General features: G+C 58.5%; 16 protein-coding genes. 3 read left to right on the top strand and 13 right to left on the bottom strand.

What is annotated here, in order from left to right; genetic code table 11:
- Positions 1 to 61 precede the first annotated feature (61 nt).
- Genes ACR0AG_RS07590 through ACR0AG_RS07580 form a run of 3 tightly spaced genes read left to right on the top strand, consistent with a single transcriptional unit; the run spans position 62 to position 2,441 of the window.
- Positions 62 to 949 carry a MurR/RpiR family transcriptional regulator gene (locus ACR0AG_RS07590; RefSeq protein ID WP_480837671.1) on the top strand — a complete coding sequence of 296 codons (888 nt, stop codon included), beginning with the start codon at positions 62 to 64 and terminating at the stop codon, positions 947 to 949.
- The gene (locus tag ACR0AG_RS07585) at positions 946 to 2,028 is read left to right on the top strand and encodes an aromatic ring-hydroxylating oxygenase subunit alpha (RefSeq protein ID WP_480837670.1); all 1,083 of its coding nucleotides are present in this window, start codon (positions 946 to 948) and stop codon (positions 2,026 to 2,028) included. The genes ACR0AG_RS07590 and ACR0AG_RS07585 overlap by 4 nt, the downstream gene beginning before the upstream one ends.
- A 32-nt stretch (positions 2,029 to 2,060) precedes the next feature.
- Positions 2,061 to 2,441, top strand: a complete 381-nt coding sequence (locus ACR0AG_RS07580; RefSeq protein WP_480837668.1) for a carboxymuconolactone decarboxylase family protein — start codon at positions 2,061 to 2,063, stop codon at positions 2,439 to 2,441.
- Here the strand turns inward: ACR0AG_RS07580 and ACR0AG_RS07575 are convergent.
- The 13 genes from ACR0AG_RS07575 to ACR0AG_RS07515 all read right to left on the bottom strand — a co-directional run bounded on the left by ACR0AG_RS07575 (position 2,438) and on the right by ACR0AG_RS07515 (position 21,905).
- Positions 2,438 to 6,256, bottom strand: a complete 3,819-nt coding sequence (locus ACR0AG_RS07575) for an amino acid adenylation domain-containing protein (RefSeq protein ID WP_480837667.1) — start codon at positions 6,254 to 6,256, stop codon at positions 2,438 to 2,440. The two genes, ACR0AG_RS07580 and ACR0AG_RS07575, sit on opposite strands and share 4 nt — an antisense overlap.
- Before the next feature lies 1 nt (position 6,257).
- A complete protein-coding gene (locus ACR0AG_RS07570) occupies positions 6,258 to 10,364 on the bottom strand; it encodes an amino acid adenylation domain-containing protein (RefSeq protein WP_480837666.1) in 4,107 nt (1,368 codons plus the stop codon).
- A gap of 10 nt (positions 10,365 to 10,374) precedes the next feature.
- Positions 10,375 to 10,629, bottom strand: coding sequence for an acyl carrier protein (locus tag ACR0AG_RS07565; protein ID WP_480837664.1), 255 nt, complete (start codon positions 10,627 to 10,629; stop codon positions 10,375 to 10,377).
- Complete coding sequence (locus tag ACR0AG_RS07560; protein WP_480837663.1) at positions 10,619 to 12,136, bottom strand: amino acid adenylation domain-containing protein; 1,518 nt, start codon at positions 12,134 to 12,136, stop codon at positions 10,619 to 10,621. The genes ACR0AG_RS07565 and ACR0AG_RS07560 overlap by 11 nt, the downstream gene beginning before the upstream one ends.
- Positions 12,136 to 13,329, bottom strand: a complete 1,194-nt coding sequence (locus tag ACR0AG_RS07555) for a HupE/UreJ family protein (protein WP_480837662.1) — start codon at positions 13,327 to 13,329, stop codon at positions 12,136 to 12,138. The genes ACR0AG_RS07560 and ACR0AG_RS07555 overlap by 1 nt, the downstream gene beginning before the upstream one ends.
- Entirely contained in the window at positions 13,326 to 14,483 is a 1,158-nt protein-coding gene (locus ACR0AG_RS07550) for an acyl-CoA dehydrogenase family protein (RefSeq protein WP_480837661.1), read from the bottom strand. The genes ACR0AG_RS07555 and ACR0AG_RS07550 overlap by 4 nt, the downstream gene beginning before the upstream one ends.
- A gap of 90 nt (positions 14,484 to 14,573) precedes the next feature.
- Positions 14,574 to 15,902 (bottom strand): nucleotide disphospho-sugar-binding domain-containing protein, encoded by a 1,329-nt coding sequence (locus ACR0AG_RS07545; protein ID WP_480837660.1) that lies wholly within the window; start codon positions 15,900 to 15,902, stop codon positions 14,574 to 14,576.
- 119 nt (positions 15,903 to 16,021) lie between these two features.
- On the bottom strand, positions 16,022 to 17,185 hold the full coding sequence (locus ACR0AG_RS07540) for an amidohydrolase family protein (RefSeq protein WP_480837659.1): 1,164 nt from the start codon (positions 17,183 to 17,185) through the stop codon (positions 16,022 to 16,024).
- A 105-nt stretch (positions 17,186 to 17,290) separates the two neighbouring features.
- Positions 17,291 to 17,986: an ABC transporter ATP-binding protein gene (locus ACR0AG_RS07535; RefSeq protein WP_480837658.1), complete on the bottom strand. Its 696-nt coding sequence runs from the start codon at positions 17,984 to 17,986 to the stop codon at positions 17,291 to 17,293.
- Positions 17,979 to 18,710, bottom strand: coding sequence for an ABC transporter ATP-binding protein (locus ACR0AG_RS07530; protein WP_480837657.1), 732 nt, complete (start codon positions 18,708 to 18,710; stop codon positions 17,979 to 17,981). The genes ACR0AG_RS07535 and ACR0AG_RS07530 overlap by 8 nt, the downstream gene beginning before the upstream one ends.
- The gene (locus ACR0AG_RS07525; RefSeq protein ID WP_480837656.1) at positions 18,698 to 19,642 is read right to left on the bottom strand and encodes a branched-chain amino acid ABC transporter permease; all 945 of its coding nucleotides are present in this window, start codon (positions 19,640 to 19,642) and stop codon (positions 18,698 to 18,700) included. Before ACR0AG_RS07525 ends, ACR0AG_RS07530 begins: the two co-directional genes overlap by 13 nt.
- Positions 19,639 to 20,565: a branched-chain amino acid ABC transporter permease gene (locus ACR0AG_RS07520; RefSeq protein WP_480837655.1), complete on the bottom strand. Its 927-nt coding sequence runs from the start codon at positions 20,563 to 20,565 to the stop codon at positions 19,639 to 19,641. Before ACR0AG_RS07520 ends, ACR0AG_RS07525 begins: the two co-directional genes overlap by 4 nt.
- Positions 20,566 to 20,600: 35 nt before the next feature.
- Positions 20,601 to 21,905 carry an ABC transporter substrate-binding protein gene (locus ACR0AG_RS07515; protein ID WP_480837654.1) on the bottom strand — a complete coding sequence of 435 codons (1,305 nt, stop codon included), beginning with the start codon at positions 21,903 to 21,905 and terminating at the stop codon, positions 20,601 to 20,603.
- Between the last annotated feature and the right edge of the window lie 3 nt (positions 21,906 to 21,908).

The following is a 21,908-nucleotide window of genomic DNA, read 5'->3' as shown; positions in this document are numbered from 1 at the left end:
TCACTCCACTGAGTCGATTTTGTCTCGACAGCGTAAGCAAACAAAAGTACCATCGTCAATCATGAATGGGACAAATGTATCAAATGCGATTCTCGAACGGTTAGCAGACGAACTGTCCGAACTGACACCCGAGGCGCGCAAAGCCGCCACTTATGTGCTGGAGAACCCACGTGACGTGGGGATTTCGACCGTGCGCGAAATCGCCGAGGCCGCGAATGTGAAACCCAACACCATTGTCCGCATGGCGCGGCAAGTGGGGTTTGAGGGGTATGACGACTTCCGCGTGCCCTTCCGCGAGGCGATCCGACGCGGGCAGGCCGATTTCCCGGACCGTGCGCGTTGGCTGCAGGATATCCGCAAATCCGGCCATATGGGCGGGCTTTATGCCGACATGGTCCAGGATGCCCTGCGCAATCTCGAAGAAACATTTGCCGGTATTTCCGCCGAACAGCTAAAAGCCGCAGCGGAAGATATCTGGAACTCGCGCAACGTGTTTGTGCTTGGCGTCGGGATCAACAGCTCGAACGCGCGGAATTTTACCTATCTGGCGTCCACAGGGATGGTGCAGTTCCATGCCATTCCACGGTCAGGCTCGTCCCCCGTCGATGATCTGGCATGGGCTGACAAGCGGGACATATTGATTGCGATCACCTGCAAGCCCTACCGGACCGAAGTGGTCGAGGCTGTGCGCATCGCCCGCGAACAGGGCCTGACCGTCATCAGCCTGTCAGACAGTCCCGCCAGCCCGATCTTGCGTGCAGCGCAGCATGGGTTCGTCGTGTCGGTGGATACGCCGCAGTTTTTTCCATCATCGGCCAGCATCATCGCGTTGTTGGAAACGCTTCTGTCCTTTGTCATCGCGGTTGCCAGCGACGAAATCGTCGAACGGGTGGAAACCTTTCACAAACGCCGCCACCAGCTTGGCCTTTATCATGCGGAGGAACCGTGAGCGCGCCAATTCAATCCCTTGCCGCAAGGTATTACACCGACCCGTTGGTATTTCGCGCAGAAACCGAAGGGCTGTTGGCCCGAACGTGGCAGTTCGGCTGCCATGCCTCGGATTTGGCGCAACCGGGTGCTTATGTCGCGTTTCAACTCGCCGGGCAGGATCTGTTTGCGATCCGAGGGCGCGATGCCAAGATCCGTGTCTTCTACAACGTCTGCCAGCACCGCGCGCACCAACTGGTCGAGGGCTCGGGTACCACGCGCGTTGTGGTCTGCCCCTACCACGCCTGGACCTATGAACTGACCGGCGAGTTGCGGGCCGGCCCGAACCTGAAAGCTGTCGAAGGCTTCGACAAATCCAGCGTTTGCCTGACCGAGGTGCGTGCCGAAGAGTTTCTGGGCTTTGTCTTCGTCAACCTCGATCCCGATGCGGCACCCATGGACGACTGGTTTCCGGACGCGCGGGCCGAGCTGGAAGAATGGGTGCCCAATTGGGCCGATCTGAAACCGTTGGAGTGGGTGGAAATCCCCGAGCTGTGCAACTGGAAGGTTTCGGTCGAGAATTACTCGGAATGCTACCACTGCTCGCTGAACCATCCGACTTTTGCCAATGGTGTGGTCAAGCCCGAGACCTATGACATCCAACCCCAAGGCATGTGCCTGCGTCACACGACCGAATGTCAGAGCCTTGAAAATATGACCTATGATATCCAGTCAGGTTTCAGGCATTTCGACGAATATTCCAGTTGGTTTCTGTGGCCGATGTTCTCGTTTCAGGTCTATCCGGGGAACGTGCTGAACACCTATCACTGGCGCGCCGTCGACGCTGATCATGTTGTGGTTTGGCGCGGGTGGTACTCGGTGGATGGCGTGGATGATCCCAAAATCCGTCAATTGGCTGCGCAGGATCGCGCCACCACGGTCGAAGAGGATATTAGGCTTGTCGAATCCGTCCAGCGTGGCCTGCATTCACGCGGGTATAGGCCTGGACCTTTGGTGATCGACCCCAAAGGTGGCGTGAATTCCGAACACCCGGTGATGCATCTGCAAAAATGGATGCGTGACGCGGTTGATGGCGCGTAAGGTGGCCGCATCATTGGAACAAAGGAAAGACCATGAGCTTATTTGACGAGGACCTTTTTCTGAAAGGGCTCGAACAGCGCAAATCGACGCTGGGCGCGGAATATGTGGAAAAGAACCTTGCTGCAGCGGATGATTTCACCCGCCCGTTTCAAGAGGCGATGACCGCCTGGTGCTGGGGTTTTGGCTGGGGCGACGAGGTGATCGACGTCAAGACCCGCTCGATGATGAACCTGTCGATGATCGGTGCGCTGGGCAAAATGCACGAATGGGAAATCCATTGCCGCGGGGCGATCAACAATGGTGTGAGCCCCGAAGAGATCCGCGCCATCATTCACGTGGTCGGCATCTATTGCGGCGTTCCCCAGGCGTTGGAGTGTTTCCGAGTGGCCCGCAAGGTTCTGGAAGAAAACTAATCTTTGTCCAACAGCGCCCGGATGGTTTCGACAATCCGGGCCGTTGCCGCCTTATCGCGCACGACCTCTCGGTGCGGCAGATCCAGATGCTGGATGGTCTTGTCGCGCAGATGGGTATCCAGGACATCGCCAGAGGTCAGCGAGGGGTTGCCCGAGGTCAGGAAAACCCGCGATGGCACATCTATTCGTGGCACCCGGAATGCGTTGATGGCCAGATCAAAAACCAAAGACACCGCATCGATCCGTTGATCGTTGGTCGCGCCGGGTTTCGTCAGATCAGCCTGCATCCGGGGCAGAGCGCGCTTGGCCTTGATGCCATGTTTCAGGGCCCGGAACTGATACCTCCACCGTTTGTAGGTGCGAAAAAACAGCGGCTGCAAGGCCGGTTCCGCGCCAACCATCTTGTAAGGCGGGTCGAGCACCACAAGGCCATCGATCCTTTCCTGTCCCAGTTGACGCGCGATTTCCAGCGTCAAGGCACAGCCCGCCGAAAAGCCGCACAGGACAAGCCGTTTGCCTTCAATCGCGGTGCCTATCGAGGCCAGCGCTTCGGCCCCGAGCTGTTGCAAGGATTTGCCGAAGGGGATGGTCTTCCCGGGCAGGCGTGGGCTGGGCAGCAAAGCCACCATATGATCCGGGCCCAGACCGTGAACAACGTTTCGATAAAATTGCATTGGACAATGCACGAGGATAACGGCAGTTCCCGCCCCGGATTTGTTGGCAATCTGTATCGTCTTGTCGTCCGATTGCCCGAACGGCGCCTCCCGCAGCGATTTGACTCGTCTGGCGAGCTCCGCCACCGTCGGATGGCTGAAGATGTCGGTCGGCTCAAACAGAATGCCGCGGTTTTTCGCCTTGGCATAAACGGTCAGTGTCATCAGGCTGTCACCACCGATATCAAAGAAATTCGCATCGCGCGACGGGCAGGGGGCTTTAAGAATGTCGGAAAAAAGATCGGCAATCCGGCGTTCCAGCTTACCTTGCGGCGCGTCGCCGGGGCGCGCGTTCGCCCTGTGTGCGATGGTTCCAACAAGGGCGTGTTCGTCGATCTTGCCGTTGGGAAGCAGGGGGAAAACCTCGACCGTTTCGACCGCTGAGGGGTGAAAGGGTGCAGGAAGGCGTCTTTGAATGTGGCGCATGATCCTGGCGCAAAGTTCCGGGGCCGGGGTGCTTTCCAAAGCAAGCAGAATTGACCGCTTTCCGTCATTTTCGGCCAACAGGGCGGCGACACGCACATCGCCAGCGACATCGCGGGCCGTGGTTTCGATTTCGCTCAGCTCAACGCGATGGCCGCGGATTTTGACCTGTTTGTCCTTGCGTCCGAGAAAGGTGATGCACCCCGACGCGTCTGCGACGCCCAGATCTCCGGTTTTGTACGCCCGTAGCCCAGATTGGCCGAGCTCGTAAAACCGGTCTGCCGTTTGCACCGGATCACCCAGATACCCCTTGGCAACCGTGGGTCCGGCAACGACAATCTCGCCAATAGTTCCGGGTGGCACGACACACCCGTCCTGATCCGCGATGCCGACCCATGTGCCCGGAATGGCCGTCCCAATGGGAACCGTGTCGGAGCCTGAAAAACCCGTTGCATCATACGCAGTGCACCAGACCGTGCCCTCGGTCGGGCCATATTCGTTGACCAGTCGGCACTGGGGCAGGGCGGCGGCGTGTTTTGCGATCAGACCGGCCCCCAATGCCTCACCCGCTGCGATGAGCATTTTCAAGCTTTGAAGATCCCGCCCCGGAATGACGGTCAAAAGCGCATCGGCAAGCGAGGGCAGGCACAGCGTATGCGTGATCTGTTGCTGCGCAATCAACTGGCCCAGGTCTGACGGGTTCTGCTCGGCATGGCGCGGCGCAATGACCAGATGGCCTCCGGTTGCCAATGTCCAATAGATGCCCGCCACCGAGCTGTCGAAGGCAAGTGAAGACAGCAGCAGATATGCGTCGGGCGGATCGCCATGCACCACGTCGCGCGCCGCGGTACTGGCCGCAAGGCCAGCATGGGTGATCTGGACCCCTTTGGGGCGGTTCTGAGAACCTGACGTGAACATCACATAAGCCAATTCCCCCGGCGCGATCTCATCTGCCGAAATTGCGCTGGCGGGTTTGTCCAGCAGGATTTCATGGACCGAAAGGCCGGAAAACTGCGGCAAAACCAGCGAGGTTGTTACAAAGAACCTTGGGTTCACAGTTTCGAATACCTGTTGCAGGCGATGTTCGGGATAATCCAGATCCAGCGGTACATATGCCGCACCCGACATCATGACGCCCAGAAAGGCGGCGATGGCGTCAGTGCCCCGGGGCACGGCCACTGGCACAATATCCGTTGCGGACACCCCCGCGCTTTGCAGCGCCCAGGCAATCTGGCGTGCGCGTTCTGAAAGCTGGGCATAGGTCAGGGTTGTTTGGCCGTCGGAAACGGCTGCCATGTCCGGTGATGTGGCAGCTTGGGCCAGAAAGCGGGAAACGACGTTTTCTGCGTCATTCAGCGGCGCTATTTTGAGGTCAGCGTTTCGCGTCTGATAGACTTGCCGGACCTGTATCAGCGGGTCTGTGGTGACGACATTCAGTACGTGTCGGTAATCGGCCAGATAAGCCATCGCACATTCAGGTGACACACGTTCGGGGTCGAACTGAATTTCGGCCTTGAACTGCGCATTCGGCGTAACCAGCAGGCAAATCGGGTAATTGCTGTATTGCGAGGTCTGCAATTCAGTCAGCTGGATTTCCCCGAAATCCGAAGCCGTTTTGGCAATCCCTTCGTTCACGAACATCGTGTCAAACAGGGGTGAGCCGCCGGGGAATGGCGCGCAGCTTTGAACCTCGGCCAGGGCTGCGTGCTCATGTTTTCGGCGCGTGACTTCCGCGCCAGCCATATCCTGTACAAGTGCGGCCATCGATTGCGAAGGATCAACCTGAACCCGGACGGGCACCGTATTGACGAATGCACCAACCGCATCTGCGATGCCCGGAATTTCCGGCGGACGGCCGGCGGTTGTTGTGCCAAAGACCACGTCGTCAATCTGAAGGATGCGCCGCAGAACAATCGCCCAGGAGGCTGACAGGATCGTGTTGGGCGTCACCTTCAGATCAGCGGCCAGCTTTTGCACCCGGGCCAGCAGATCCGCGCCCAGAAATTCGTACTGCGAACGCTGGGGCTCGCTGTTTTCAGGCTTTCCCGGATCAGGCAGCAGGCTGGGCTCTGCCAAAGAGTCAAGCTGATCTGTCCAATAGGTTCGGTCCGTCAGGTTTTTCTGCTGTTTGAGCCATAGAAGATAGTTTTTGAACTCGGCCTCGGGCGTGATAGGCGCGGTCGGAGAGGCATATCGCGCAAATATCTGGCGAAATGAAACCTCGGTAGACCAGCCGTCGCTGATCAAATGGTGCACTGTCCAGATCAGATGCCAGCGAGTCTCGGACGCCTTGATCAGGGTGGCCGCCATCAGCGGCGGCGCCTTCAAATCAAACTGGCGCGCCTGTTCTTTTTGCGCAAGGTCTTGAATACGATCTTCAAGATCGGGCACATCGCTGTAATCCAGGAATGTCCAGGGCAGATCGACCTGTTCGCGGATCACCTGAACGGGCTGTTTGACCCCCTCCCAGACAAAGCCAGCACGCAGTGCCCCATGGGTATCGACCAGCGCCTGCATCGCGCCGCGTAACCGATCGGGATCAAGAGGGCCATTGAGAACGCAGGTGATAACGGCAACGTATTGCCCCGGGCGCGTAGCCTCGCCTGCCACATGATACAACATCCCCCGTTGGGTAGAGGTCAGCGGCAGGATATCGGCGACGCCCTTTGGATATCCCATGTCAGTCGAGCGCCTGCGAGATATGCGCCAGATCATCCTCATCCAGTTCGATCAAAGGCGCGTCGTCATGATCGTCCACCGGCGTGGCTGGCAGGTCTTCGGCAAACGCAGCCAGCGCGTGCAAACTCCGATGTTCAAACAGGGCGGTTGCGGGCAAAGGCACGCCTTGTTCGTTGGCCCTGATGGCAATGTCGATGGCGGCCAGGCTGTCGACCCCCAGATCGAAGAAGTCCTGCTGAGTTCCGACCTGCGGAAGTTTCAAAACAGCACACAGGATGTCTGCAAGCTGACGCTCCATCACAGTTTCCGGCGGGGTGAGGCCCGCCTGAACAGGCACCTTGCGGCGCATATCCGGCAGGCGCGCTGTGTCGACCTTGCCGTTGGGCGTCAGCGGCATCTCGTCAAGAATGGCCACGCGGTCCGGCTGCATCTCACGCGGCAAATGCGCGGCAAGTGCGGACCAAATTTGCCGTTCGTCAGGGCCGCGGCCCGAGACAAAGACGGTCAGCAGCGGTGGTCGGTCCAAGGGTTCATCAAAGCCGATTTCATCCAGCATTTCTTCGACCCGCTGCGTATCTATCTGGTCGTTCAACTCATCCACGGCTTGTGCGCGGGTCTTGTGGCCCATGCGGACGTCCCAGGAATAGGGCAGGGCGTAATTGTGAAAGCCTTCGCGCTTTTTGTGAAAATAGATCCCGGCATCGTTGATCAGGCAGTTGGTCGAACGCCCGGTGTCTGAAGGCCGAACCCAAGCGGTTTGCGTATCCAGAAACGCATAGATTTCGGACACGGGGACGTCGACATAGCGATAGATGTCCAAAACCGCGACTTGTTCCAGAAACCGTCCGTCTTTCAGATCGTTGGTCTGCAGCAGTCGCGACAGCGCATCATCCTCGGCGTGATAGGCCTTGCGCGCCTGCATCACCATCTCGTCCAACTGCGCGCATGTTGGCGCGCCATTGCGGAACAGATCGGGGGTCAGGCGGGTCTCAAAGAACTGCCCTCGGGACAAGCCGGTGACGATCATCGGTACGCCCTCGGCCAGCGCGGTGCGGAAGGCCAGCGTGTAAAGCGCCTTGAAACAGCCCTGACAGACATTGGAATGCGCCTTCAGGCTGTCGACAAAGATCTGGTTCATCTTGTCCGTGCTCAGATAGCGATGCGCCCAGCCCAGATCGTGTGTGACCCGTTCGATATTCGCCTTTGCGCCGTCCGAGATATAGCCGTTATCCAAAGTCACCGCCAAAACCCGCGACGTGTATTCCGCCAACCGATAGGCGGCATAGGTGCTGTCCTTGCCACCGCTCAGCATCATGATGGCGTCATAGGGCCCGGTGCTGGCTTGTTTTGCCTTTTGGATCTGATCGGCCAGTTCGGGTTCCGGTCTGAAATAGGCCTGAGCCCGGTCTTTGTAGCTGCCGAATTCGGAACAGATGTTGCACAGGCCAGGCTCGGCAAAGCTTATGCCTGCAACCTCATCCGTGATGCCGCACATGCGACAGCTTTGCGGTGACGTTGGCGGCGAGGTTTGCGGGCCATAGCCGATGTGAACCGCGTCGACATTGGGCAATTGCCGCAAGACGCGATCAATCTCGGCCAGCTCCAGACGGACACCGCCCAGCTTGATCTGCTCATCGGCGCGGCCAAGATAGGCGATGGACCCATCCCGGCCAAACCGCCCCAGATCCCCGGTGCGGTAGAGCTTGTTGCCGTCCGCGTCGGTGACGAATGACAGTGCGGTTGCCTCGTCGGCATTCAGATACCCCTGCGCCAGACGCCCGCCGATGACAATTTCTCCCTGCACTCCAATCGGTGAGACATTCAACGCATCGTCGCGCACGCTGATCGAAACACCTGCCGCAGGCCGTCCGATCTGTACCGAAGGTGTCAGATCGGTTGTGGCGTCAAATTCATGATGCATGGCGCCGACGACCGCTTCGGTAGGCCCATATTCGTTGATGATGCGGAGCGTTGGTGACAGATGCTCAAGCGCGGACAGGCAGGTCTGACGCGTAAGGTTTTCGCCGCCCAGTACCAGCGTGTTGATCCGCCGAACCGACTGACCCTGTTTGCAGGCCAGCGACAGGTGGGACGGGGTCAGCTTGACCACATCCACCGCGTCCTCGTCAAACACATCCAGAACCGCAAGATCAGGGTCCGAGCGTTCGGGGTAAATCCGGATCACCCCGCCGCTGACAAGCGGAACGAACAAAGACGTTAACGTCAAATCGAAAGAAATTGACGAAAACAGGGGATAAACTGCGGGTTTCCTCCCGGAAAACGCCTCAGCCGCCCAGTGTATGTATCGCGAGAGCCCGTGATGGCTGACCTCAACCCCTTTGGGCCGCCCTGTCGATCCCGACGTGAACAGCACATATGCCGTGTCCTGAGCCGAGGTTTTCGCAACGGCTGGTGCTGCAACTGCATCACTGGACGGTACAGTCAGCGTCCTGCAGAGATAGCTATCTGTTACGTCTGTGGCGACGTACATCGCGGCGGCTTGGCAACCTTCCAATATCTGCCGCAAACGTGTGTCGGGGATGTTCGAGGCGATGGGAACAATGCTGCAGCCCGCCTTGAGAATGCCCAGAACAGCCAGAACCAGATCGAAGGATCGGGGCATGTGGACGGCAACGCAGGATCCGACGGGAACACCGGCCTGTTGCAATTGATGCGCGATCTGGTCAGACCGCCGATCCACCTGCTGATATGTCATCTGAGCGTCGCCAGAGGACAGAGCCACTGTGTCAGGGGATGTGTCGACATGCACCGCGAAAGCATCCAGAACGGTCAAGGGGATGTCGGTTGGTTCGGGCGGGCCAAAAGCAATGGCCCGGTCTTCCGTATTAACAGCAAGGTCCACTGCCGCTATGGGGGTGTCTGGTGCGCATAGCAGCGCGGTCAATACTTGCTGAAAGTGCCCAACCAGATGGTCCGCAGCGACTGCCGACAGCACCTCATCCTGCACGTCCATGAACAGTTTGGCCTGACCTGAACCGTCAAAATCTGTGACATGCAGTCGAATGGCGTGCGCCGCATCATGGGCGCCGCTGTGCAACCATTCAGCCCGCGCCGGGTGGCCGGCGAAGGGGCCAAAGCGGGCCTGGATATTATTCAGAACCGCGCTGACACTGCCGGTATCGGCGTTTGCAATTGCCCCGGGGCGCGCCTGTTTCAGGAAGTTGCCCAAACCGGTTTTGACTTTGCCATGCAGGTCCAAAAGCGTATCAGACGGATCCAGATCAAGCGGAAACGGCAAGACTTCGACAAACAAGCCAAGGGCCTGTCGATCATCCGGTGTCATCCGATTGTGCGAGGGAACACCGACCGTGATCCGCTCATCCCCGGTCACCCGATGAAGATAGGCAAAATATGCCGTAAGATAGAGCGCAAGGCGCGAAAGCTCGGGCGTAAAAAGGCGAAATTCGGGCCGGGCGATTGCGGCCTCGACGGCCTCGGATGCCGTTGCCGCGCCCGGGACGGCGAGTCGTCGAGAATGACCGCTGCGTTTTGCAGCGCTGCGATAGGGCGGTGAGGAGGGGGCCGAATGCCCGACCGGTGTTTCGCTGTCTTCGCGGGCCTGAAACGGCGAGCTTTCGAAATAGTTGAAAGCCGGGGGCGTGGGGTCGCTGCGTCCAGAAACCTCAGCGGCGTATCTTTGCGAGACCTGATTGAAAAGCACCGAACCGGATTGCGCATCGCAGACAATATGATGCTGACACAGCAGCCAGACCCAATGTGCGGGCCCAAGATGCACAAGGACGCATCGTATTGTGCCCTGCCCAAGATCAAACGGGGTCTGAACCCATTCGGGAAGGTGATCGCATAGCGCGGCTTCCGGGTCAGGGGTCGCACTAAAATCCCAGACCTTGCACAGATCGGTTGGGATATCGCCCGCAAGCTGAAAAGTCGAATTGCCGTCTGATTGAAACACTGTTCTCAGAATTTCATTCTGTTCCAGCGTCTGGGTCAGGGCGGCCCGGAACGCGTCAGGCTGCACGTCAAAAAACAGATCGAACCGCCATGCCATGTTATAAAGGGGCAGGTCGGGGTGCATCTGGTGCCCCCGCAAGAACCGTTTCTGGCTTTCTGTCAGCGCGCGTTTCATGGCCCCTTGGTCACTCCGCTGCGCTCTGACGCATGTCGACGTAGCTGGCGATGGTCTCAATGGTGCCGAAGTTTTCCAGCGTGACGTCCTCGAACGGGATATCGATGCTGAACTGCTGTTCCAGAAACGCGACAAGGGACATGACCCCAAGCGAGTCGATCATCCCGCTGAGCAGCAACTCATCCTGATTTGACACGATTTTGCCGCCCAGCAGGCTGTCCTGAATATAGCTGCGCAGGGTGCTGTGCGTCGTCTTAGGCTGCATGTCGTGCATTCGCTTTTTCCATGAGTTTGCTGCGGTCGATCTTGCCCGTTGATGTGCGCGGCAGGGCTTCGACCCAATCGATACGTTGCGGGATGGCATACCGGGGCAGCTTGGCCTCCAACTCGCGGCGGACCTGATCCGGATCGGCCGCAGTGGCCCCCGAGACAAAGGCGTGCAGCTCTTGCTTGGCCAGAACAACGACCGCCTCGCTGATTTCTGGCAGGGTGACCAGAGCCAGTTCAACCTCATCCAGTTCGATACGAAACCCGCGCAGCTTGATCTGGCGATCCTCGCGTCCGATCAGCAAGAATTGCCCCTTTGCATCGCGCCGGACAATGTCGCCGGTGCGATAGAACCTCTGGCGTACACCGTCGGCATCCGGCAGGAAACAAAACGCAGCCTTGGTCTGAGTGGGGTCGCGCCAGTACCCCTGCATGATCTGATCCGAGGCGATCAACAGCTCTCCGACCTCAGCCTCGGTGGGGTCGTCGCCAATGCGGGCCTGAACGCCTGGGGCGGCAAGACCGATGGGCAGGGCACTGACCCCATCCAGATCGTCGTGCGTGAAAAAGGCGGTTGTGCAGTGATTGGTTTCTGTCGGTCCATAAGCGTTGATGAAACGGGCGTTCGGCACATGCTTGGCAAAGGATTTGAGCGAAGGCGGCGGCATTTTTTCACCGGCAAACATGACAATGCGCAGCGCGCTGAGATCTCTGGCCTCCAACGCCCCACGTTCGACCAGTCGGATCAGGGCATAGGGAACCGAGTACCAGACACTGATCCGTTGCGCCTCGGTTAGGGTCGCCAGGCTTGCTGGCAGCTTGCTGTGCATTTCAGGAATGATGACAAGGCTGGCCCCGGCGATGGCGGTGCTGAAAATGTCGAAAATCGACATATCGAAATGGGTGGGCGTGTGGTGGCTGACGCGGTCGTCAGGGCGCAGCGCGCATAGGTTGGCGGCCATCTTGGCATAAGCCAACCCGCTGCGATGCGTATGAACGATGCCTTTTGGTGTTCCGGTCGTTCCGGAGGTCATCAGTATATAGGCCGGATCATTGGGCGATCTTTGGTTCTGACGCACGGACAATTGTTCCAGGTTTGCTGCATCGCTGAACGGCTGATCGAGGTTCAGGATGCACGCCGGACCCAGTACTTGATCAAAGGCCTGAACCCGCGCCTCATCCACAATGGCGAGCGCAGGTTCGATGACCTCTACCTGCAGCGCCAACCGATCCGGCGGCGCTGCCGGATCCATCGGGACATAGACGGCCCCGACCTGCAGGATGGCGTAGATCGCAGCAATTGCTCTCGGAGATTTTGCCGCACAGATCAAAACACGATCCCCGTGCAGCACACCGCGTTTCAGCAAGTGGCGGGCAATCTCGTCTGCCCGGGTGTTCAGCTCCTGGTAGTTCGTTAACTCGCCCAACAGATTGATCGCAGGGGCCTGTGGCGTAGCCTTTGCATGCTGGGCCAGAGCATCGTCAAGAAAAACGGCAGGCCCCATCAATTCGCCCCTCCGGCAAGAACCGCAAATGGGCCCATTGTACGTTCGACGAACCAGATAGAGGCGAAGGCGATCAGCAGGGCAGAGGCCGCTTGCAACGCGACAACCCTGTACAGCGTCAAGCTACGCAGGGCGAAAAGCAATGGGAACAGCACCATCACAACAACCAGTTGCCCGATCTCAATGCCCAGATTGAAGGTCAACACGCCCATGGCCTTACGGGTTGCGTCCATGCCCAAAGGCTCCAGAATGGTTGCAAAGCCAAACCCGTGGAACAGGCCGAAGACAAAGACCACCTTCCAAGATTGCGCGTGAAAGCGGGGCATCAGGTTCCCGATAGCGACAACGATGATCGACAAAGCGATCACTGCCTCGACCAGAGGCACCGGCAGAGTGACTACCCCAAACGTAGCCAGGCAAAGCGCGATTGTGTTGGCAATGGTGAACACGGTCACGATCCTGATGGCGCCGCGCAGGCTGCTGCCGAGGCTGTCCGACGGCATCCAACGTTCGTTTTCAACGCGCATGACGGCACCCAGTAACAAGGTGATCAGAAACAGCATGTGATCCATGCCCTTCCAGATGTGCCAGATGCCAAGCTCAAGAAATGCCCGTGCGATATCTTTGGTCGGCTCATCGTTCAGATACAGGCTTTGAACACCGTCACCGGGAGAGAAGATCAGCGAGATATAAGCCTCGTTCTCGTCCATTCCGTTGCGCGTGTTGCTGCCGATCAGACCAAAGCCGCGGTGCCCCGGATCGACCGAGGAAAACAGGACGTCATAGGACATGTTGATGGTGGTCGGGGTCTGCTGAAGGCCCTGAACGTCGAAATGAAACTGCGCAAACCGGCCGACTTTGGTTTTGAAAAAGGTCAAATCGTTGAATTCGATCGGCAGAGGCTGACCTTCGAAGGACAGACGCAACCGGTCTTTGAAAAAGTCATGAAACGCGCTTTTGGCCCGCCGGACCTCTTTCCGCGTCAATGGTGTTTCAATCTCGGCGGCCTGTTGTTGAATGCGGGTCAGGTCGGTCAGGGTGATTTCGATCCGTCCGCTCAGGCTGTCTTCGGTGACATCGAAATAGACATAGCTTTCGTTGAAGCTGTGAGCATGGACCGCTGCGCTCAAAGTCAACGCAACGATCAGCACCAGCCCGGCGTAAAGACGGCGGATTTTGGTCCAACCCGTCATGGCCGCACCTTATTGTTGGGCTGGCTCAACTGCCCCAACTCCATCTTTGCGATGATCTGGCGCTGAATGTCAGAGGTGCCCGAATAAATCACGCCCCCCACCGCGTCATTGAGATCTGCCTGTGCTGCTGATCCGGCCAGGTACCCGATCCCGCCGAAATTGCGCATCGCGTCCATGCTGGAATTCAGAAAACACTCGGAAATATGCAGGTTCACCATCGCCGCAAACTGGGTCAGGGGTTGGCCCTGGTCATGCAGATCTGCCGCGGCAGACAACATCAGTCGGCAGGTTTCCAACCGAACGCGCATATCGGCCAACCGGTTTGAGACGGATTGAAAATCGGCAACGCGCTGCCCGAAAACGGACCGGGTGGAGGTATATTCAGCGCATTCGGACAGTTGCCGGTCCATCGCGCCAACCTGGCAGGTCAGGATAAAGCATCGTTCCCAATCCAGGGCGGCCTGAATGATTGCGGCGCCTGCGCCCTCGGGCCCGATCCTGCGGGTTTCTGGCACACGGCAGTCCTTGAACGACAACGGTCCCATCGGGATCGCGTTCAGCCCCATTTTGATCTGCCGCGCACCGCGATGAAATCCGGGATCATCGGCTTCGACCAGAAAGGCGGAAAGCCCCCACTTGCCCTTGTCGGGCGTGGTGCTGGCAAAGACGATGGCCAGGTCGCAATCCGGCCCCATGCCAACAAAAGCTTTATGCCCGTTGATCACGTAACCATCACCATCGCGCACCGCCTGCGTTTCACAACTCAGCGCGTCTGAGCCCGAATTTGCTTCGGTCAGTGCAAACGCACCCAAGGACTTGCCCGCGATGAGGTCCGGCAGATAGGCGCGCTTCTGATCGCCGTTGCCGAAGGTTTCCAAAAGCTGCTGGATCGTCCAGATCTGCGAGGTGAGGCCAAGCGCCAAACCGCTGTCGCTGCACCCTTTCCCGAAACCCAACATGGTCTGGACAAATTCAGTTGTTGTCTTTTGTTGCCCACCGAACTCGTCCGAAGCGATCAGGGCCAGCAGACCCGCATCCGCGCAAGCCCGCCAGACATGGCGGAAGGTTTCCGGCGTCACAGCCGGAAGGGATTGCGCAAAGACCTCGGCTTCGGCAGCGCTGTTTGGATGTGTCGTTTGTCCCGGAGTAGTCACGTCACTGGTCTGATTTTGCTATTTCTTCTGCTACGCGCCAGAAACGGTTTTGGATCAAAATTGAGCAGTCAGACCGGACGAATTCCGGGTTCAGGTGGTTTTGCGGATAAAACGCGCCAAAAAAGCGCCAATGTCGCTTGTTTCACGTTCTGTCAGGCATTTTTGCCGGATTCTTTGGCAATTCGCAGCGGTATCGTCGTTGTGCAGCAGGTTTTCCATGTCGGCCTCGATCTTCGAGACCGGATCAGAAACGCGACCTGCGCGGCCGATGCCGTGAAACAGCGCCCGTGCGGCGCTGCCTTTCTGATCGTTGACATGGGGAAAGATCAGCATGGGTGTCGCCGCCAGGGCGGCCTCAACCAGACTGCCGGTGCCGCCATGCAATATCGCAAGATCAGCGTGTTCCAGCACCTCTTGTTGCGGGGCCCAACGCACAACTGTCACGTTCGACGGCAGGTCTTGCAGGGCGTCATTGTCCCAGTGATCGCCAGCGGCACAAAGAAATCGCCATTCCGGATGGCGCGCGGCAATCTTCCAAAATCGGGTCAGTAATTTCGAATTTGGCGCCATCATCGATCCGAAACCGAGGAAAATCCGCTTGGTTCCGTCAATTTCCGCACAAAAATCGCGAATTTTATCGGACTCTTCTGCAATTTTTGGACGCGATTGCAAATCCATCGGCCCGAGATAGAACATGTCCTGATAGGGTTTGGTTGGCAGATCCAGCGTTTTTGGCAATAGCAGAGCGGTTGGGATCTTGTAGGTCCAGGGCATTTGCCAACATGCAACCCGGCGCAGCACCTTAAGCGGGACACCGCGCCGTCGCGCAAGCTCGGCCAGCGCGGTCGGGTGATCGGCCCCCTGATCTTTCCGGGCGTTTTGCCGGATCTTGATGACCTTGCGCATGATGTAATAAAGCCAGGTTACCGAGATCGACAATCTGGAACCTCGTAGACCGTGACCCGGATAGGCGCGCTTGTGCAGCGGTGGCGCCTGCGGTCCCGGGGGCGAGAGATACATGCTTGTGTATTGCACCACTGGCACGCCTAACGACAAGGCTACGATGATATGTGCGTGCATCTCGCAATCAATCAGCAAGATGTCGGGAGCGCAGCGTTTGATCTGATCGGGCAGCTTATCAACCTTGAGGGCCGAAACGGCTGCATCCAATCTGGCCTGCTTTTCCTGCGCGTTCGTGATCCTTTTCCCGGGTGGTGGCAATAGCGGTGCAAATGTGTGGACCTTGGGTCGCGGGATTTTGTGATGCTCAAAACCGGCAAAGTCCAAAAGCTTGGCGGAGGAGGCCGGTGCAAAGAACACCACCTCATATCCAGCCTCTCGCGCACGCGTCGCAAGCTCAATGGCGCTGGACAGCGGGCTGAATATGCCCGTTGCCAGAATGGCCACACGTTTCGTCATGCGCGACCCGCATGGGATGGGCGGCCTGAAACAAGACGCATATCTGCCTTCTAGGTTGCTTTGCCAAAAGACCACCTAACCCGAAGCAATTCTGCGTCAATCAGATCCTGCGAAAGCCCCTATTGTATGCGTTCGGGTAACCGTTTGGCCGGGGGCGTGTTGCGGCTGCGCTCGCTGCGGATGATGCCGTCAATGACGGTCATCCCCACGCCCGGCAAATTGCCCTGTTGCACGCTTTCCAGCATTGTCTTGCCCGGCGCATGCTGCGCCTGATCCAAAAGGACAAAATCTGCGCACAGGCCTTCCTCGATCAACCCGGTATCCAGATTTCGCTGCCGTGCGGTGTTGCCATTGCCAAAGCAAAAGGCGATTTCCGCAGGGACATTGCCAAAGGCCGAAAGCATCGCGATCATCCGCAGAATGCCCAGCGGCTGCACGCCCGAACCCGCAGGACCATCGGTTCCCAGGATGACCTGATCCAGCTTGTTCAACTCGCGCGCGGTGTTGATCGTCAGCACCGCGGCCCGTTCGTTTCCATTGTGGACGATTTCAAAGGCAGACTGACAGCTTTCGCAGAGGCAGACGATCTGATCATCGGGCAGGGCCGAGTGCCCCCCGTTGATGTGGCCGATCACGTCGGTGCCGGTCTCCATCACCATATCCGCGTCAATCAAACCGGAACCGGGGATAGATGGACCGCCGGTATGGATCGTGCTTTGCATGCCGTATTTGCGCGCCCATTGCACCATTTGATGCGCGGTCTTGCCGTCCTTGACCGTGCCCAGGCCGACTTCGCCCAACAGCTTGACGCCCGCGTCGGCCATGTCCTTGAAGTCTTCTTCGACCATGCCATGCTCGATCACCGGCGCGCCGGCATGCACTTTCATGCCCGAGGGGCGAAAGTTCTCGTACCACCGCTGCGACGCGATCGCCATCGCCTTCAGGCCCACCACGTCCTTGGGCCGCCCGGGCATGTGGACCTCGCCCGCCGAAATCAGGGTCGTGACCCCACCGTGCAGCGTTGAATCGATCCAGTGCAGCTGCTGCTGCCTTGGAGTATAGTCGCCGACCACCGGGTGGACATGGCTGTCGATCAGGCCTGGGGCCAAAGTCACGCCATGGGCATCGACAATTGTCGTGGCAACCTCGCAATCCAGATCAGCCTCTTTGCCCCAGGCGGTGATCTTGCCATCGACAGCGACCATGCAATCGCCGTCAAAAAGCGGGTCTTCCATCTTGCCGGACAGAATCTGCCCGATGTTCTTGATGACAAGCTTTTCCATGGTCGCACCCTCCCGCTTATTTATTAGCATACAAACATGTTTTTCGGTTCCGTCAAGTCGCAGGCCCTATGGGTTGGCTATGCACCCCAAGGCGACATGCGACGGTCAGACGCCCAGGTATTTCTTCAATTTCGCCGCATCGGCCTGCAAATCCGAGGCCAGAACAGTCTCGCGATCCTGGCCGTTTTCGATGAATGTGACCTTGTCCGCGATAGACAAAACCGCGTCCACGCGTTGTTCCACAAGTATGATAGCATAGCCCTCGGCCTTCATCTTCACCACGACCTGACGGATCAGTTCGATCATAGAAGGTTGCAACCCTTCGGTCGGCTCGTCCAGCAGCAGCACCTTGGGCCGTAGACACAGCGCGCGTGCCGTGGCCAGCATCTGCTGCTCGCCGCCCGACAGCGTTCCGGCTACTTGATCTAGACGCTCGCGCAAACGGGGGAACAGCTCCAGCACCCATTCGCGGGTGTCGCGGCCTTCGTTTCGGGTCATCAGACCTATTTCGATGTTTTCGGCCACGGTCAGTTCACTGAACAGGCGCCGACCTTGCGGAATGTACCCGACGCCGCGTTTGGGGACGAGATGCGCAGGCAATCCGTTCAGGTGTTCACCGTCCAGAATGACCTCACCCTGTGAAAGCGGCAGTTGGCCCATGATCGCTTTCAGCAATGTCGACTTTCCGGCACCGTTGCGTCCCATGAGGCAATGGATTTCACCCGGCTGGACCGAGACGGAAACCCCGAGCAGGACCTTGACCTGCCCATAACCGGTGTGGATATCGCGGATTTCAAGCATTCGGGGTTGTCCCCAGATAGGCGGCTTGCACCGCAGCGTTTTCGTGAATCTCCTGCGGCGTACCCGACGCCAGCAACCGGCCCTGATCCAGCACAGCAACATGATCCGCGGTTTCCGAAACAACCCGCATATTGTGTTCGATAAGAAGGATGGTCGCGTCACCCGCGAGCGATTTCATCAGTACGATGAATTCATCCACCTCCGCTTCGGACAGGCCCTGGGTGGGTTCGTCCAGGATGAACACTTTCGGATCCTGCGCCAGGCCCATGGCGATCTCAAGAACACGCTGATGCCCATAGCTGAGGTCGCTTGCGGTTTGATCCGCCCGGTCCATCAACCCTATCTTCTGCAACACCGCGTCGGTCTTGGCCATATGCGCGGCCTTGTCGCCAGCCAGATGCAAACCCGCCGCCAGAGACACGTTGTCATAGACCGAAAGCCCCGGAAAAATCGACGTGATCTGAAAGGTATAGGCGATACCCAGCTGGATGCGCTTATGCGCGGGCAGGCGGCTGATATCGCGCCCTTCGAAACTGACGGTGCCACGGGTTGGCAGGGTGCGCCCGCTGACCATGCCGATAAAGGTCGATTTCCCAGCCCCGTTCGGGCCGATCAGGGCGGTGATTTGGCTTTTGGGCAATTGGAAATCGATATCCACATTGGCCTCGATGCCGCCGTAGATCTTTGTCAGCCCCTTGGTTTCCAGAACGTTCACGGCAGCCATGGCGCGGCCCTCTTGCGGAGTGTTCCTGCCAGGCCTTGCGGCGCAAACAGTGTCAGCAGCACAAGCGCGACACCGGCGATCAGCATATAGGCGTTCGTGTAGCCGCTGGAGATATCGATGAGGTAGAACATAAAGATCACGCCGATCAACGGTCCGATTGTCGTGCCCGCACCACCCAACAGCACCCAAAGCAGGGGAAAGATGGAATATTGCACGGTGGCGAAATTGGCCCCGACATAGCCGAAAAGCAGTGCATAAGCCGCACCCGCGATGCCCGAAAAGACACCCGAGACGACCAGCGCTGTCAGTTTGAGCCGCCCAACGTCATAGCCCAGCATTTGGGCCCGTTCCTCGTTTTCGCGGATGGCGACGAGGCGTTTGCCAAAGGGGCTTTGGATCAGCCGGGCCATCGCCAGAAAACAGATCGCAAACAACGCGAAGGCGGTGAAATAGCGTGCGCTCTCAGACGTCAGGTCTATGCCCGCCAGGGTGCGTTGGGCTTGCTGAACAACAAAGCCCTCGTCCCCGCGGGTGTATTCGCCGAAATAGAGGATGACCAGATAGACCGTCTGCGCAAACATCAGCGTCACGATCATGAACGCGACCCCGATGGTGCGCAGCGCCAGATAGCCGACCAAAACCGCCAGCAGCGCGGCGGCGGCGATGCCAATCAGGAAGGCCGGGGCAACGGAAAGCCCCGCAAGCTTGACGCTTAGTCCAAAGCCGTACATGCCCGCGGCAAAGAACATCGCATGCCCAAGGCTCAGCAACCCGGTGTAGCCGAACAGCAGGTTGAACCCCATGGCGTAAATCGCCAGCACCATGATCCGCGAAAAGGCCCCGACATGATAGGCGGGCAGCATGAAGAACAGTACCATCAGCACCAGCAACGTGCCCAGATGAAGCGCCGAGATCTTTGTACTTGTATTCATGCCGGTGCCCGCCCCAACAGACCTTGCGGTCGGAAAACCAGCACCATGGCCACCAGAAACGTCGCAATGATTTTGGCCAGGGTCGGTGAGAAAAAGACCGAGATGATGCCGTCACTCATACCGATCAGCAAGGCGGCCACCACGGTTCCGGGCAGGCTGCCGAGGCCACCGATGATCACCACGATAAAGGCCAGCAGCAACGGATCTCCGCCCATCAGGTAATGGGCCTGCTGAATGGGCACCACCAGCACCGCACCCAGCGCCGCCAGCGCGGCCCCGAGCCCGAACACCCAGGAATAGACCTTGCCCACGGGCACGCCAAAGGCCTGCGCCATGTCGCTGTCTTGTTGCGTTGCGCGCATGATCAGGCCGATTCTTGTGCGCGTCAGTACCAGCCACAACACGACCAGAACAACTGCTGCAGCAAAGATGACAAACAGCTTGTAAGTGGTGATGCTGAGACCCCAGGGCCAGATCAGCGCAAACCCGTTTTCACCGAATTCGAACCAGGGCAGGGCCAAACGGGTGTTAAACGGAGGCACCACGGGCCGCGCCTCGGGGCCATAAAGCATCAGCGTGGATTGCTGGATGATGTATAGCAGGCCAATTGTGGCCACGATCGTGCGGTCCACATCGTAGTCAAGCCGTTTCAGGATCAGCCGGTCAGCCCCTGCGGCGATGCAGCCCACAAGAACCGGCACGATCAGGATTGCGGTGATGAACCCCCAGGCCGGGTGCCCGCCCAAAGATGTCGTCACTGCCCAGGCGAAGACCGCGCCAAGCATGAAGAACTCGCCATGCGCGACATTGACGACGCGCATGACCCCAAAGACAATGCTTAGGCCCATGGCCGTCAGCACAAGAATAGCCGAGATGACCGCCCCTTCGAGCGAGGCGAGCATCAAGTGAGGCCCAAACTCCATGGATATTCTCGTCCGGTTACTGGATCAGGATCAGATCAGAGCGGCTGTGTCGTGTAGTCGACTTCATCCTCATAAAGCCCGTCTTCGATAGACGCAGTATGCGCCACGACAAGATTGCCATCCGTCACCTTCGAGATGAACTGTTTGCCAAAGGCCTGGTGGGTCTTGCCGTTGAAGACCTTGTCGCCTTGCGGATGATCCTCGGATTCCGGCATGTCGGTCATCGCTTCGACCGCCTCGATCAGTTTGGCGCGATCCTGCGGTCCTTGGTAATCGGCAGATTCCATGCCCTTCTTGATGATATTCAGCGTCTCCCAACACCCGAACATATGGGCATAAGTTGCCACATTGGCCGGATCATCAACCGAGGCGCCACGGTCATCAACGCCGACGGCGGCGCGATAGGCTTTCTCATATTCCGATTGATCGGCCTGCGCGTGACGGGGCATGCCCTCCCAGAAATAGGTGCCTTCCAGGAATTCCAGTCCCGGGCTACGGATGTCCACAGCCTCAAGGCTGTCGATAAAGCCGAAAATTTCGGGGCGGCTTGGGCCGAAAAACTCGCCCATTTCCTTGACGAAGGTCAGAACCGCAGGCCCGACCATAACGTGATAAATCACCTCGGTCTCGCGCGGGATATTGGGGAAATAGCGGGTAAAGGTCGTCTCGGTCGGCGGAATGGCGATTTTCGCGACCACTTCACCGCCTTGTGCCTCAATTGCGGCCGAAAAGAAATCGCGGTGATCATGGCCGAATGCGAAATCGGGATAGATCATCGTGACCTTCTTCCCGAGATTGTCGGCGACAAAGGGGGCCATCGACTGCACCTGGCTTTTTACATCGGTGATCCCCGGCTGCAGCGTGTAGCGGTTCAGCGCACCGCTGGCCACATGGTGCCCTTCCGAGACCACGAAATAGGGCAGCTTCAACTCGCCAGCGCGCGGGGCCGAACCGATGACAACATGGCTGAACAAGGTTCCGAACGCCACGTCGCATTCGTGCTGATTGGCGAATTTCTCAAGCACCTCTGCGCCGCGTCCGGGGTCTGTCGCGTCGTCTTCGACAACGATTTCCACAGGCCGCCCGTTGATGCCGCCATTGTCATTGATGCGTTTGACGGCCGCATCCGTGGTCGCGCCGTACCAACGGCCATAAGCGGCCCCGATACCGGTTGCGTGCTTTTGGAATCCGATCTTGATCGGGGCGGAACTTTGCGCCTGTGCAAAGCCAAGCGAGCCGGGGAGAATACCGCTGGCGGCCATGGCGCCCGCGCCGGCACCCAAACCCAAAAGGGCGGTTCTGCGATCAATCCCCGATGTCTTTTTGATCCCCTGTGTCACAGT

Source organism: Ruegeria sp. H6 (genome assembly GCF_056532975.1).
This window is presented reverse-complemented; position numbering and strand designations above follow the sequence as displayed.